At 56.7% G+C, this 12,888-nt stretch carries 20 protein-coding genes and 3 pseudogenes; 19 read left to right on the top strand and 4 right to left on the bottom strand.

Translation table 11 applies throughout. From position 1 onward, the window contains the following. Positions 1-6 precede the first annotated feature (6 nt). The 9 genes from J5M71_RS15775 (at position 7) to J5M71_RS15735 (ending at position 4,411) form a co-directional block, all read left to right on the top strand. Positions 7-531 (top strand): hypothetical protein, encoded by a 525-nt coding sequence (locus tag J5M71_RS15775; protein WP_207833412.1) that lies wholly within the window; start codon positions 7-9, stop codon positions 529-531. Next, positions 531-1,148: a tail fiber assembly protein gene (locus J5M71_RS29310; RefSeq protein ID WP_243434216.1), complete on the top strand. Its 618-nt coding sequence runs from the start codon at positions 531-533 to the stop codon at positions 1,146-1,148. Before J5M71_RS15775 ends, J5M71_RS29310 begins: the two co-directional genes overlap by 1 nt. A 48-nt stretch (positions 1,149-1,196) precedes the next feature. After that, entirely contained in the window at positions 1,197-1,409 is a 213-nt protein-coding gene (locus J5M71_RS15765) for a hypothetical protein (protein ID WP_207833410.1), read from the top strand. Between the two features lie 71 nt (positions 1,410-1,480). Beyond that, positions 1,481-2,215 (top strand): SGNH/GDSL hydrolase family protein, encoded by a 735-nt coding sequence (locus J5M71_RS15760; protein ID WP_207833408.1) that lies wholly within the window; start codon positions 1,481-1,483, stop codon positions 2,213-2,215. A 61-nt stretch (positions 2,216-2,276) separates the two neighbouring features. Beyond that, the gene (locus tag J5M71_RS15755) at positions 2,277-2,723 is read left to right on the top strand and encodes a structural protein P5 (protein ID WP_207833405.1); all 447 of its coding nucleotides are present in this window, start codon (positions 2,277-2,279) and stop codon (positions 2,721-2,723) included. Further along, positions 2,720-3,253 (top strand): DUF2514 family protein, encoded by a 534-nt coding sequence (locus tag J5M71_RS15750; protein WP_207833403.1) that lies wholly within the window; start codon positions 2,720-2,722, stop codon positions 3,251-3,253. Before J5M71_RS15755 ends, J5M71_RS15750 begins: the two co-directional genes overlap by 4 nt. A gap of 74 nt (positions 3,254-3,327) precedes the next feature. Beyond that, positions 3,328-3,879, top strand: coding sequence for a lecithin retinol acyltransferase family protein (locus J5M71_RS15745; RefSeq protein WP_207833401.1), 552 nt, complete (start codon positions 3,328-3,330; stop codon positions 3,877-3,879). An 89-nt stretch (positions 3,880-3,968) separates the two neighbouring features. Beyond that, entirely contained in the window at positions 3,969-4,181 is a 213-nt protein-coding gene (locus J5M71_RS15740; protein ID WP_207833392.1) for a hypothetical protein, read from the top strand. Positions 4,182-4,204: 23 nt separating this feature from the next. Then, on the top strand, positions 4,205-4,411 hold the full coding sequence (locus J5M71_RS15735; RefSeq protein WP_207833389.1) for a hypothetical protein: 207 nt from the start codon (positions 4,205-4,207) through the stop codon (positions 4,409-4,411). Here J5M71_RS15735 and J5M71_RS15730 read toward each other — a convergent pair. After that, positions 4,374-5,069: an SOS response-associated peptidase family protein gene (locus tag J5M71_RS15730; protein WP_063912474.1), complete on the bottom strand. Its 696-nt coding sequence runs from the start codon at positions 5,067-5,069 to the stop codon at positions 4,374-4,376. The two genes, J5M71_RS15735 and J5M71_RS15730, sit on opposite strands and share 38 nt — an antisense overlap. Before the next feature lie 108 nt (positions 5,070-5,177). Between J5M71_RS15730 and J5M71_RS15725 the strand changes: the two genes are divergently transcribed. From J5M71_RS15725 to J5M71_RS15710, 5 genes and pseudogenes are all read left to right on the top strand, one after another. After that, complete coding sequence (locus tag J5M71_RS15725; protein ID WP_207833387.1) at positions 5,178-5,486, top strand: hypothetical protein; 309 nt, start codon at positions 5,178-5,180, stop codon at positions 5,484-5,486. Beyond that, positions 5,476-5,688 (top strand): hypothetical protein, encoded by a 213-nt coding sequence (locus J5M71_RS15720; RefSeq protein ID WP_063912472.1) that lies wholly within the window; start codon positions 5,476-5,478, stop codon positions 5,686-5,688. The genes J5M71_RS15725 and J5M71_RS15720 overlap by 11 nt, the downstream gene beginning before the upstream one ends. Positions 5,689-5,882: 194 nt before the next feature. After that, positions 5,883-6,188, top strand: coding sequence for an NIPSNAP family protein (locus J5M71_RS15715; protein WP_016714925.1), 306 nt, complete (start codon positions 5,883-5,885; stop codon positions 6,186-6,188). 76 nt (positions 6,189-6,264) lie between these two features. Further along, positions 6,265-6,387: pseudogene (locus tag J5M71_RS29305) on the top strand (transposase domain-containing protein); the annotation flags it as partial. Between the two features lie 69 nt (positions 6,388-6,456). After that, positions 6,457-7,305, top strand: a complete 849-nt coding sequence (locus tag J5M71_RS15710) for a hypothetical protein (protein ID WP_063912471.1) — start codon at positions 6,457-6,459, stop codon at positions 7,303-7,305. Positions 7,306-7,351: 46 nt separating this feature from the next. On the opposite strand, the gene J5M71_RS15705 is transcribed toward J5M71_RS15710, so the two are convergent. After that, the gene (locus tag J5M71_RS15705; RefSeq protein ID WP_207833385.1) at positions 7,352-7,555 is read right to left on the bottom strand and encodes a hypothetical protein; all 204 of its coding nucleotides are present in this window, start codon (positions 7,553-7,555) and stop codon (positions 7,352-7,354) included. Between the two features lie 60 nt (positions 7,556-7,615). Here J5M71_RS15705 and J5M71_RS15700 point away from each other — a divergent pair, with 60 nt between their 5' ends. From J5M71_RS15700 to J5M71_RS15685, 4 genes are all read left to right on the top strand, one after another. Beyond that, on the top strand, positions 7,616-8,068 hold the full coding sequence (locus tag J5M71_RS15700) for a hypothetical protein (protein WP_060709829.1): 453 nt from the start codon (positions 7,616-7,618) through the stop codon (positions 8,066-8,068). Positions 8,069-8,284: 216 nt separating this feature from the next. Continuing rightward, positions 8,285-9,025 (top strand): hypothetical protein, encoded by a 741-nt coding sequence (locus tag J5M71_RS15695; protein WP_063912469.1) that lies wholly within the window; start codon positions 8,285-8,287, stop codon positions 9,023-9,025. 352 nt (positions 9,026-9,377) lie between these two features. Beyond that, positions 9,378-9,512 carry a hypothetical protein gene (locus J5M71_RS29565; protein ID WP_279382369.1) on the top strand — a complete coding sequence of 45 codons (135 nt, stop codon included), beginning with the start codon at positions 9,378-9,380 and terminating at the stop codon, positions 9,510-9,512. Between the two features lie 490 nt (positions 9,513-10,002). Further along, positions 10,003-10,728 carry a hypothetical protein gene (locus tag J5M71_RS15685; protein WP_207833383.1) on the top strand — a complete coding sequence of 242 codons (726 nt, stop codon included), beginning with the start codon at positions 10,003-10,005 and terminating at the stop codon, positions 10,726-10,728. Between the two features lie 284 nt (positions 10,729-11,012). Here J5M71_RS15685 and J5M71_RS29300 read toward each other — a convergent pair. Then, positions 11,013-11,222 (bottom strand): annotated as a pseudogene (locus J5M71_RS29300) (site-specific integrase); the annotation flags it as partial. Between the two features lie 63 nt (positions 11,223-11,285). Between J5M71_RS29300 and J5M71_RS29295 the strand changes: the two are divergent. Next, positions 11,286-11,510, top strand: a pseudogene (locus tag J5M71_RS29295) (hypothetical protein). Between the two features lie 214 nt (positions 11,511-11,724). On the opposite strand, the gene J5M71_RS29290 reads toward J5M71_RS29295, so the two are convergent. Beyond that, positions 11,725-12,699 carry a fimbrial protein gene (locus J5M71_RS29290; protein WP_243434215.1) on the bottom strand — a complete coding sequence of 325 codons (975 nt, stop codon included), beginning with the start codon at positions 12,697-12,699 and terminating at the stop codon, positions 11,725-11,727. Between the last annotated feature and the right edge of the window lie 189 nt (positions 12,700-12,888).

Below are 12,888 nucleotides of genomic sequence, written 5' to 3'. Positions count from 1 at the left end.
ACTATTATGGCGAAGCAAACCATCAACCTCGGCACCGCGCCCAGCGGCGCCGGAGGGGACGATCGTCGAAGCGCCTGGCTCAAGGCGATTGCGAACTTTGACGAACTATATAGCTTAATCGCAACGGCATATCTCAAGACCAACGTTCTCGGAACTGTCAGCCAGACCGCTGGAGCGCCCACGGGTGCGCTTTTCCAAAGGGGGGCAAATTCTAACGGTGACTTCATTCGCTTCGCGGATGGCACCCAAATTTGCTTGGGGTTAATCACCCTACCTAAACAAGCGCTGGGTAGCCTATCCATTGGGCGATCTAATTTTCCGGCTGTGTTTGCAGCCGTTCCCAAAATATTTACCACTCCGTTGACTTCCGTCGCGGCGAGCGGAGACCAATCTGCTATCGGTCAGCAGGCCTACAACGGCGTTTGGTGGGGGGCGTCTACAACCTTCGCAGAAGCGAACTCATGGTCATATCGGTTCGCCACAACCGCTGACATTCAGTATCAGTACGTTGCAATAGGCAGGTGGTTCTAATGCGTATCAAGCTAAGCCCGGTGCTCCCGTTAACACCGGCCTCATTAACGATCTACAAGCAGGACGACAGCCTGACCATCAACGGGCTAACGCTGGATTTCGCACCACTACCCGACGGGGCTACGCTGCCAAGTGAGGCAACCCGGTGCCCATGGATTATTGCCCCCGTCGAGCGCATCGGGGGCGAATTGGTCATTACTCTGCAGTTGCCTGTTCCGGTCGACGCCAATCAGGAGGCCTGTTTTCCGCGCGACATCGTTTCACCTGCTGATGGCCTTGTCGCGTTGCCTATACCGGAGGCAGAGCAGCCAGCGCCGGCGCAGGGCTACGCCGCTATCGATTGGAGCCACCTGGTGACCGCTGAGGACAAAGTCCAGGAGGCCGCCGAGCAACAGCGAGATACCGCTATGGCTGAGATTAGCCAGAGGAGGGCCCTAGCGGATACGGCCATTGCGCCGCTACAGGATGCAGTGGACTTGGACGACGCCACTATCGGTGAGATCGGCGCCTTGGAAGCTTGGAAGCGCTATCGTGTGGCGCTTAATCGATTGCCCGATCAGCCTGGCTTTCCCGATACGATCGAATGGCCGGATATGCCAACTTCACCTAACGCTTAAACCAACCCAACCGCCACTAGGCGGTATTTTTTTGCCCGGAGAATGCGCATGCCATATATCGTCATTAACACCAGCAACAACTTCGACCCTATACATCAAAATGAGTACGCCAGCGCGCAGGAGGCGGACGCTGCGGCGCGCAAGCTGCTGGAGGAGCAACCAACCGCGCACGTGAGGACTGCGCAACTGCTCAAGCGTTACTCCGCCACGGTTACGGTAATTGCGGCGGATGCTGGTGAGCAGCCTTCCGATGTTGCTTAAACATCCTCATAGTTTGGCCATGGCTGTAAGGAACGCGTGTATATTGCGCGCATCGAAAAAAGGAGTTGACGATGCGCGCCGCTGTATTCCTTGCGTCACTGGTTTTCAGCTTTGCCTGCTTCGCTGGGTCTAAGTCACAGTTGGACGACCATATCGCATGTCCAGCGCCGGAGCCTGGGCATTTCCGCATCCTGTTCATTGGCGACAGCATCACCAGGCACTCTGTCAACGAGGGGACAATTCGTGATCTTGGGTGGGATCACGTTTCCGGCATGGCTGCAACCAGCGATCAGATGGACTTTCCCGGCGTGGTATCTCGCTTGATCCAACAGGATCGAGGTCAGCCAGTTGTCCGCTGTTATCACACCTATGGAGGCGGCGGGAGCATTGCCGAGCGCATTCAAGGCTTCAGGAACGTTGCAGATGCGAGGCCAGACCTGGTGGTGATCCAGCTTGGTGAGCACGACGATGCCGAGGCTGATGTCTACCAGTTTCGCTTTGACTACGGCCGCCTTCTGGACATGGCCAAGGGGATGAGCAGTCACCCTAAGGTCGTCGCGGTGGGCCCTTGGTACCCATCGGCGCTGGAGTCGAACGGGATCTACCCCGCCGACCAGGTCAAAATCGATCAAGAAATGCGCTCAATCGCCGCGTTGAAGCGGGTCCCATACAGGTCCGTTTCTGACATTGCGGCGATCCTTGGGACGCAGGGCCGCGGCAAGTCCGCCGGCGTAATGTGGCATCCGAACGACTATGGCCACTCCCTGTACGCGCAGAAGATATTCGAGATGTACAAGCAGAACTGACCCTCATACCAAATTCACACAGCCCGCCCAGTGCGGGCTTTTTTGTGCCTGGAGAAAACCTATGGCAACACCACGAGGTGTACGCAACAACAACCCTGGCAACATCGATTTCAACCCAAGGAATGCCTGGCAGGGCCAGCTCGGTTTGGAGGTCGGCGCTCCAAAGCCGCGTTTCGCCCGGTTCGACGAGCCCGAGAATGGCATCCGCGCCCTGGGCAAGCTGCTGATCAACTACCGCAGCAAAGACGGAATGCCCAGCGTGGGCGGGAAGGGCATCGATACCGTGCTCGAAACCATCAACCGCTGGGCGCCGAGTAGCGAGAACGACACCCAAGCTTACGCTGCGGCTGTAGCCAAGCGCCTGGGCGTACGGCCAGCCGACCCGATCAACATCAAGGACCCGGCCACGCTACGCGGCATGGTGCTCGGCATCATCGTTCACGAGAACGGCGGCAACCCGTACTCGGACCAGGTGATCGACGAGGGTGTGCGGAGGGCGCTGGCGTGAACTGGCTTGGCGCGGGACCGGCCTGGTGTTGGTGGCTGATCGCCATGGTGCTGGTCGCCGGCGGTCAGCAGTACCGGGTGGTGGTAGCCCAGGTCGGGACGGCTGAGGCACGCACCGAACTGGCCGACTACCGCCTGGTGGTCGCAGAGAACAATCGGCGAGTTGCAGCACAAGCGCGCGCCGAGGAGAAACGCCGCCAGAAGGTGGCAGACGAGGAAGGTGAGCATGCACGCAAGAAACTGGAAGAGGTCACCGACCGCGCTACTGCTGCTGAGTCTGCTGCTGGCGGGCTGCGCGGGGAAATCGCCCGACTGCGCGCCGGCCGATCAGCAACCTGCGATACCAACGCTACCCAGCAGCGCCAGGCAGGAACCTCTGCCGTCGTGGTGCTCGGGGGACTGCTTGAAGAAGCTGACCGAATGGCGGGAGACCTCGCGGCAGCGCTTGAGCGAAGCCGAATAGCAGGAATCGCATGTGAAGCCATTCATCAAAAAATCAGAAATAGTGGAGCATTCAGCGACCCGAGATAGCATTTGTCCTTGAAACGATTGTTCTGAGGATGGCGCGGTGCCATGATTGGTTTCCGTTTTTAAGGAGCATCCAAATGCGTCGGGGAGACCATCTCGTAAGCCTACGGGCAGGTTATACGCATCATGGTATCTACATTGGATGTGGAGAGGTCCTTCACTATTCCGGCTTCGGAGACAGTGTTTCGGGGCCTATCTGCAGAGCCAGCTTGGATCGGTTTAGTGGCGGAAACCCAACCACTGTTTTGTCTCATCCTGCTGCTGTTTACGATCCCGAAGAGCGAATTGCCCGAGGATATTCGCGCTTGGGTGAAAACTCCTACAACCTCGTCACCAACAATTGCGAGCATTTTGTGAGCTGGTGCATTTACGGAGCTTCGACCAGTGAGCAGATTAGAAATGTGCTCCGCGCCGCCGGTATTCCTGGAACCACTATCGTCCCAGGTGTAGCTGCTGTCGTAGCTGCGGCCTCACAATCTGAAGAACCGGTTAAGACGGCGGTCAAAGTCGCGGCGAAGGAAGCAATGAGTAGTGCTGCAGTCATTGGCGCAGCCACTATCATTGGCGGTCCTGTTGGTTTAGCGGGTGCTGCGGCCATCCTGGCAGCAAAGAGGATTTTCCTCAAATAACAGGTTTTCGACCCACATTGGTACTCCCGAACCGTCGCCGCTTGGGTCGCGAGAGTATGATGCGCTAGTCAACTGATCGGAGCAGGGCAATGGACAAGCGCACCTTCATTGGGATTGTCGAAGCCGGCGAGCCGCTGATCCAGCAGGCCATCGACGCCATACGGGAGTACCACCAGGCCCAGGATCGTGGCGCGCCGCCTGAAGAGGTCGAGCGTCTACGCCTATTTGCGGATTCGCTATACCAAGCGGTTATCGATTACCAGTTAATCCAAGCGGGGCGGGCACCGTCTACCATTCAATGATGGCCTCCTCAGGATGGACCCCGATGAAGTGTAAGCCGCCGATCCTTTACCCTGACCATCCCATGTATACCGACGCCGTAGAGGCATTGAAGCGTTACCATGAGGCGCTGGCTTCTGATGAACCGGCGGAAGAGGTGGAGCGTCTGCGGATGATTGCCGAGTCGCAGTTCCAGGCGGTCACCGACTACCAGCTCAAAGCGTTAGGCGGCCCTGCTGGCCAGGCTCACTGATTGGGTTGATCAGCTCTGCCCCTTGGTTCCGCACATTTCCAACGTCCGTGCTGACCCGGTACCACTCGAAGGCCTCGGCCGGCTCGCCCAAGTTGAGCACCAGTTGCTCTGCATGCTCGCTCGGCATTCCTGCCGCGATCCACTCGTGCGCCAGCTCAGGTGACAGCACGACAGGCCGGCGGTCGTGAACATCGACCATGCCGCCCTGGGCGTCGGCGGTGATGATCACAAACCCGTCGTGCTCGCTGCCGGCGAACTGGCCGATGCTGGCGCATAGGGCTGGGCGCCCGTCCCAGCGGCGGATGTAATACGGCTGCTTCTTCGGTCCACCCTCATCAACCCATTCGTACCAGCCGTCGATGGGTGTGATGGCTCGGTGCGGCCAGATCGCTCGGAAGAATGTGCCGTGTGCCACTTTTTCGACCCTGGCGTTGATCGGCGCAGCACGGTCGGTCGCCCAATGCGGCCGCCATCCCCACCTCACCAGGTCCGCCCGCGGGCCTGCATCATCCACCCGCAGCACTGCCACCGGCGTGGTTGGCGCGACATTGTAACGGCCAAGCGGTTGGTCGCCGACGTTGTTCCTCCAGGATTCTGGCAGGCTCAGGGTTTCAACGAAGTCGTGTATACCCCGGTACTGGCTCAACCTTCCACACATACGCCTCCCTCCTGCCTGAGCAAACAAGCATAGTCCGCCGGGCGGTACTGGCGCGGGTGCTTTGCCTGATGCTGAAATACTGTATCTATATACAGTATTTGGTGCAGCATGTACTTCCTCCTCGTTCGCCGCCGTGTGAATGGCGTGGCCATCCCTTCCGATCAGCTCAGGAAGATCCAGCCCCTGCGGGCCGACATCCATATCGGCGACCACCACAGTGAGCCGCTGGGCCGGGTGTCGACCCAGGCGTGGGTGTTCAACCCGTCACCCGGGCCCGACATCATCCCCCGGCTGCACGACGCCAAGCTCAATGGCATGGCCCAGCTCGGCATCAACATCAACGGTGTCGAGGAAATTGACGGGGTACTGTACGCCCAATCCTGGTGGTGCCGGGTGGTGGGCGCTTATGGCAACTGAACTTCCGCAGGCTTGGCTGGCCGAGCTGAATGACCAGGTTGCCCTGGTTGCTGATCCTGATGGCCGAGCCGCGGTGCTTGCCGAGCTCGCGATTTCTTCGCACCGACGCGGGGACGTTGATGCGGGTCAGTTGGCCGACATGCTGGAGTTTGCCGAGACGGCTAGGCTGTGGGCACTGATTGAGGATGAAGAGGCAGCTTGAGCCGCTCGATGCGCCCCGCGGCTAGGGGGCGTTAGTTGCCGGTCGTGAATGGCTGCTTTCGACCCTTTGCAGCCATTCGAGGTACCAAACCAAGAGCGACTCAAGAATCACATCCGCACGTGATCGATTGTCATTGCTCTTGACCCGTCGTTGCCCCCCCCTAAAATAGCGATCCCAAATCAAGGAACGATTTCATGATCACCTGTCATGTCCGGTACATCATCGACCCCCATCAGATCAATGCGTTCGAACGCTATTCTCGCTCTTGGATTCCGGTAGTAACCCGAATGGGTGGCCAGCATCACGGCTACTTCCTACCGGCTGAAGGAGCAAATAACGTCGCGTATTGCCTCTTTAGCTTCTCCAGCCTTGCCGACTACGAACGGTATCGGCAAGAAGCCGCAGTCGATCCTGAATGTGTACGTTTGGTTGAGGAAGCGTCCGAATTGAAGTTCATCGTGAGCTACGAGAGAACCTTCCTTCGCCCTTTGCTTGCGTGATGCTCAGGCAACCTCAGCGTCATGCGTATTGAGTCGGTCTGGCCTAACATCGTCACATTCATGCGAGTTTCAATGGATCGATAGCCAGCGCCCCTATGCGTGGCTGCGCTACGCACTGAAACTGTTGCCGCATACGTCAACAGTTGGTGACTTCGAAGCGTTGTTGCCGTGGAACTGTAAGCCAGTAATGCCACGGTAAACTAAGGCCTCACCTTGTAGGCAGGTGGGGTTGATAAATTGGTTCGATTTTTCAAGTAAGGACACAAGCATGACCAAGTACAAACTCATCCTGCTCCTGCTGGCGACTGCGGGAATGGCGGGCTGTGTAACCACCGAGCAGATGCCGGACGGGACCACCAAGATTCGCTTTTCGGACGAGGCTGTCAATTCGCTGACCTCGATGATGCCTAATGCCCTTGTGACCGGGGTTGCGGGTGGTGCAGGTGGGGGGGCGGTCAACCTTATCCCCACTATAAGCCCGCTGGGGACCGGTGAGCCACTGTACCTCAATGGGCAGTTCGAGCTGCAATGCGCATCTGCTTTGCTTTACAGCGCAAAGTCTGGTCGGCCGCTGGAGGCGCAGATTAGTAATAAATGCCGCTCCAGCTACTTCTTGCGCCAGGAGCAGCTCAGGATGGCGGGCAAGCCCTATGATCGAGGGGCGCCAGCTTATGAGCCGTCCAATCCGCCAAATGAATACTGGGCCAAAGTGGTGGGTCGCACGGTAAGCCAGTTGGCGGCTACGGATAAGTTCACTGCGCGGTTTGCCGGGTATCCGCGGATCGAGAACGGTGGCGGTATCACGATTGCCGTACGTTTGCTGGGGGAAACCCAAGGGACTTACGCTGCATTGGCGACCACGCCAGCGCGTACGCCGGTTGTTCTGGATGATGCGCAGTTCGAGCTGGGGATGCGCCAGCGTGCGGCTAGTGTCAGCAACCAGGTCGTGGATGCTATCGCGTGCGATGCGGTGCTTGCATACAGCAAGACCGTGGACAAGGGGCCTAGGCCATCGAGCATTTATGCCAGTGCATACACGCGGTATGAGGTGTTGTTCACGGTTGCATCCATGGGGTGCAAGGACAGCACCCGGCAGTTCAAGACTGCTTCGCGATAGCGCGTGAATTCACCTGCTTTTGTCGGTTTTGTGCCTGCATTTTTGGCTAAGGGTTCATGTTCCAGATGCCGTCTGCGGCTGACTCGATGATCCCTGTGGTGGGTATATCGGCAGCGTTCAGCCAGTCTTGGCTGACGTCAGCCTGCTGTGCGGCACGTTCGTGGGCAAACTCGCGAGCCAGGATGGAGCCCTCGACCGGCGTTACGAGCGCTGGGTAAGCCTGGCCACACTCGCCCAGCAAGGGCTGCATGTGTTCAACTGCACTTTGTCGGCATTCATTTTCATGAGCTGAACTGCTCTGGAGCCCTTCATGCAAGATGATGAAAATACCTGCCACGACTTAGGTGCCGAGATGGAATTGCCGGATGGCGTTTTTCCGCCGATGTCTGGCTATACCCACGAAGATCTGTCTGCGGTTGCCCAGATTGCTACCCAGGCTTTCCTGGAAAGACAGGGCGTTGACCCTGGCCTGATTCGCGAAACCATCATTTCACTGGTCTCTCATCTGTACGCCAAGTTCGAAGAGCAGGGTGTCGAGTTCCAGATCGCGACGTGGTATCAGAAACCGTATGACAACCTGGACAGGCGTAAGCGCAGCGTCACCAGCATGGCTGAAGAGTTCGGAGTGCTTGCACTGCATGCCTCGGCGGACGCTTTGCGAGGATCGCCACTCATGACCAGGGGGCGTGAGTTCTGGGAGCCACTCATCGACCAGGCCGGGTTTGCAATACGTGATCACATTCTGAAGTTGAATGCGGACTGATCCGACGTATGTTCATAGGGAAATGGCATGAATGATTCATTGCACGTCACGGTGCACTTTGATGGTACTGGCAGCAACAAGGACATGGCCAGCCCAAGGCTACCCACACTAATGTTGCCCGATTCCGAGCGCTGTACGACGCTGACATTCATCCGCCACCCTGTGCCAGACTGCCGGTGGGCATGCTAACGACAGGCGGATCAAAGGAGGTGGCGGATGGATCACAACTGGGGTGCGGGCAGGCGCGGTGGCGGCCTGGATGGCGGTTATACCGGGTCGCTGGACCATGCGATCTCCAACTTGCATGTCGGGCGCAGCCAGGGGCAGCAAGAAGGGCGCAAGGAGGGCTTCGATGAAGGGCATTCCCAAGGCTACTCGCAAGGCTGGGATGCGGGGGCGGCGTGCGCCAATGAAAAATTGGAGCCGCTGAGGGGGCATCTCCGGCAGTATTTCGAGGAGGCAGTGCAGCTCAGGGCCGTTGTTGAGCGCCAGGAGACAATGATTGACCTGATGTACCAACAACTCTCCCAAGTCGCGAAAGCGGGCAAGCGCGCCGAGGGCGGACAGACGACGGGAATGTCAAAAGCGTTTGAGGCGTTGCAGAGCACCAATGACCTGTTGCAGGCAAGGGTTGAGGTCATGGATGAGCATTATGCAGCAGCGCTCGAGCAATCCAGGCTTCGAGACCAGCAGTACAAGCGCAGCTTGGTGTTCATGCAGGCAGTGCAAGGGGTTCTTGAAGAACTTGTCGCCAACGATACCCCCGAGGCACTGCACATCCGGCAGCGTTTTGTTGAGCGTTACCAGGATCAGGTTGCCCAGGGTTTACGAGGCGGGGATATCCAGATTGCCCCGGAACTGGACGAGGTGTTCCAGAAACTATTGCCCGAAACCCAGCAATTCATTTTAAGGATGCAGCATTCCGTCGCCCCGGGGCAGGATGCTGACGGCCCCTAACCAATGCTTTAGGCCCTCAGGCAGGGGCAGCACTTATCGAGGGTCTTCGGGCGCCTGACACGTGCCTTCTATCACGCCGTGCCGCGGCGTGGAGAAATCACAGCTCTCGCCTTCATGGCGACTGGCGCACGAACGCTAGGCAGAGACTGGCTGTCGACGCTCCCAATACAACACCTTGATGCGATTGCGAGCTTTATTGAGGAAGACAGTAGGGCAGGCAGTTGCTGGTGATTTGGTGCTGTATTGTAGCCTCTGTTGAATGTCCGCAATGGGTCGAAAGCGGACGGTGCAGATAGGAATGATGGCCGGGGTACCGCAGGCCTGGGTGTCAGAACTGGACGACTAGGTTGCCTTGGTCGAGGATCCCGATGGGCGTGCAGCAGCGCTCGATGAGATGGCCTATGCCGCGCGCAGGCGGCGAGAGGTCGATATGCTCGAACTGGTCGAGTCGGCCAGGCTGTGGGCGCTGGATGGCGCGGATCTGTGAGGAGTTATATAAAGGAAGGGAATCGGTCGGCAGAACGCCGGAGAGGGACGGCAAGAAGCGTGGGACAAATCTGGGACATTGAATGTCCCAAATGATGATGAATCAAGATGCAGGAAAATGAGGGAAACCCCAATGGATACAGGGGGTTGAGCGATTTGCTCCAATAAAATAGCAGGTTGAGACCGGATTGCAAATCCGTTGATTCGATACCAGGTTGCGACCGTTATGCCGAATCGGCATCGCAGACGCCTGAAGGCTGCCGGACCAATCGCCGAACCAACCAGTGCGTTTTGGTGGGGGATAGAGGGGAGTTTCAGCCAGTAAAACCTACACATCCCCACCCGCTAAACCCCATTGCATAGCGCATGGTAATGTGGGCAATACAGATCTATTTAGTACCGATCATGGCCGAGCCTATACCGGAGCTGGAGGAATGATCCGTCCGGCCGATACAGGTTTCCAGACGATGGAACTCGAATAGGGATAGATGATGCTTGACAAGGATGGGTACGATTTAGTCTGCACGAGCGCAGTCGATGTTGGCGAGGCCCAGCGGCCGCACGTGAGCAGCGTGGTGATCGATAAACTAGGCGCCTGCGTAGGTAAAATGTTTCCTGGCTTTGCTGCCGCTTTTCCTCGTACCGTGGCGGCAATCGAGCGTGAGTATGCGCTGCCGATAGTGCTGTGCGAGCGTTTTGAGGGTACTTGGTTAGTATCGCTTGCGGCTGAAGGGCGCGCGCTAAACCTATTCTTCTACCTGATATCCGAAACACGTGTAGCAGAGGGGGCAGAGTTCGAAAGAAAATGTGCGATGCTGCCGCCCCGTTGGAAGGAGCTGTATCGCTATTTCGATTCTTTTATGCTGACCGAGTATTCCTATCTGTCCATTGATTGGACCAACACCCCGTTTTCCTACAGCGGACGTCTGTCAATCGAACGCTATCGAGTGCTACGTGGGGTGAAGAAGGCCATGATCAGGGATTTCGTCAAAAGCATTCAGGCGAGTTCCGAGCACTACCTGCGTTGCTGGCTGCTGACTGATGCGGGCGATGCCCTGTTTCTTGACGAAGGCAAGTGCGATGGGAAGGTCTATCACGTTAAGAACGATGACTTTGCCGATTACCGCCTGCTCGAGGATCCAGAGTCGGTGCTGGACAACTACCTGGCGCACTACGTGACGACGCAATCGCCAGAGGCGTTTGACTTCGGGGCGTAAAGGGGGTTGGGGTTAGGTCGGCAGAACGCCGGGAGACGGGTTGGAAACCACTGGATAGGTGTACAGCCGGCTCGTACCAATTTTTGTACCAATGGCTGTGTTTTGGGGTGGGATGCAGCGTGGCTGGGAGGGCTGGAAGGCCCGTAAACACGGGCTTTCCTCACTTTCGAAAACTCACCAAAACGCGGAAAACATCTCTGGAGTATGGCTGAACGCCTGTCGAATGCCTTATATCCAAAGGGCGCAACGTGAACGAAATTTAATCCTGTACCAATTACGTTCGCTTCCAGCTTCGCCAGTTTGGTCCAGTCGTTAGCCGAATTCAGCCATTTCGCGTAGGTGGAAAGGAGCACCTGAACCGAGTGCTCAAGCTGCCCTGCAATGAAAGCCGGGTTCATCCCTGACATGAGGCACATCGTGGCATAAGTGTGCCGGCAGTTGTACTGAGGGCGATGCTTGAAGCCCTTCGCTTCGACCGCCTGGTTGAAGTGTTTGCCGGAGGTCTCGGGTACGGTGATGTGTGGCGACGAGCCTGCTGGCTGGCACGGAGCAGGGAAGTGGAAAAGCGCAGCTGTACAGGGTTGATCGAAGCAGGCGAGCCGCTGATTCAGAAGGCCGTCGACGCCATGCGGGAGTACCACTAGGCCCAGGACCGTGGCGCGCCGCCTGAAGAAATCGAGCGCCTGCGGCTATTGGCCGAGTCGCTATTCCAAGCGGTCTCCGACTGGCAGTCGCGCGCTGTCGCCAAGGCGCGGGGGAAGGATCTGGCTCCGCTGCACTAGGCTGCGCTTATGGCTGAACCACAGCTGTATTGAGACCAAACAGCGATACGCGTCGCCATCTTCAAGCTGCTAGCACGGGCTGATGCTAGAGCGGGAGCTGGTGACAGTATGGCCCACCTCGATAGCTGGTCAGCAATATGAACGTGGGTACGACGTCCACAGGCGTTCACAGGCGTTCACAGCTATCGGAAAGCCGCCACGTTCCAGACAGTAGTCACAGATAATTCATAACGAAGGTCACTTCGCTGTTGGCGGAGCCAGCACCCATCCCTTCATCATATTGGCCATTATTACCAGTCGGTAAGGTACGGATATACTTGGCGTTCAAGGGTATCGAGAAGTTTCCTCCGCCTGTGGAGTATTCGTTGAAGATATAAGTTTTGTCGAGTTGTATGGGGGCCTGATTGCGGTCAAGTAATTGCAGTGCTATACCTTTCGCTGTCGAGCTTTTGTTTAATTCGATAATGCCGAGTGCACTGTCCACCGCCGGGGAGCCTGACGTGGCAGATAAGCTATAGCTCACTTTCTGGATCCCACTCGGGCAGTTATTCAATTGTATATTGAACGCTTTTGGTGGAGTGGAATTTCCATTTTTTGAAAATATGCTTAGGTTGTATTCGCCCATTGTAACGGCGATGTTTGGAGTTTCGCACGACTGAAGTATAATGGCTGAGCTATTATCAGTTGCCATTGCTAAAGGTCTTACGCTTGCCGATTCTATTTGTATATACCCTAGGACTCCGGCTGGTATGGTTGCGCCTGGTGAGATTTCTCCCGTTTTAACTATGCGTAGGGCGTTTGTAGTGGTATTGAATCCGTATCCGCCAGGTTGTCGAGGTGTTCCACCGCCAAATCCGATATATGCATTTCCCTGATAAATCCACTGCCACGAAAGCCCCGTATTACCTATTGGGAAATAAGTTGACGTTGAATCCGCACCCGCGTTGTTTTTAATCCCGTTCGTGAATGTGGTCGAGCATTCGTACGATGCGTTGCCATTAAAGGTCATAGCCGGGGATTCGTAAATCACGGTGTTGACTGCTGCGTCTCTGGGGATGGAAAGCGTGGAAGGTATACTTATATTTATCTGTTTTTGTGAATGGCCGTCGTAAAACTTGCAAGCTGCAAACGAGAGCGAAGGTGCAGCGATAAAAATACAAGCTGCCAGTGATGTGATAGGTTTAATCATTGCTGAGCCCCTCAACGAATTTCCAGTTGAACTCGGGGTGCTCGGTCGTTAAGCGATGATAAGCCTCGTTTAAACGGAGGCTCTCTGCCTCACTAGATGGTTTGTTTAAAGTGTGATGAGATGATGAAGCGCACGCAGAAATAGTAAAGAATATACTTGATATAACTATATTCCAGCCATTATAATGCT

Source organism: Pseudomonas sp. 43(2021) (assembly GCF_017490805.1).
GTDB lineage: Bacteria > Pseudomonadota > Gammaproteobacteria > Pseudomonadales > Pseudomonadaceae > Aquipseudomonas.
Note: the sequence above shows the minus strand (reverse complement) of the source record. Positions and strands in the feature narration are given on the sequence as shown.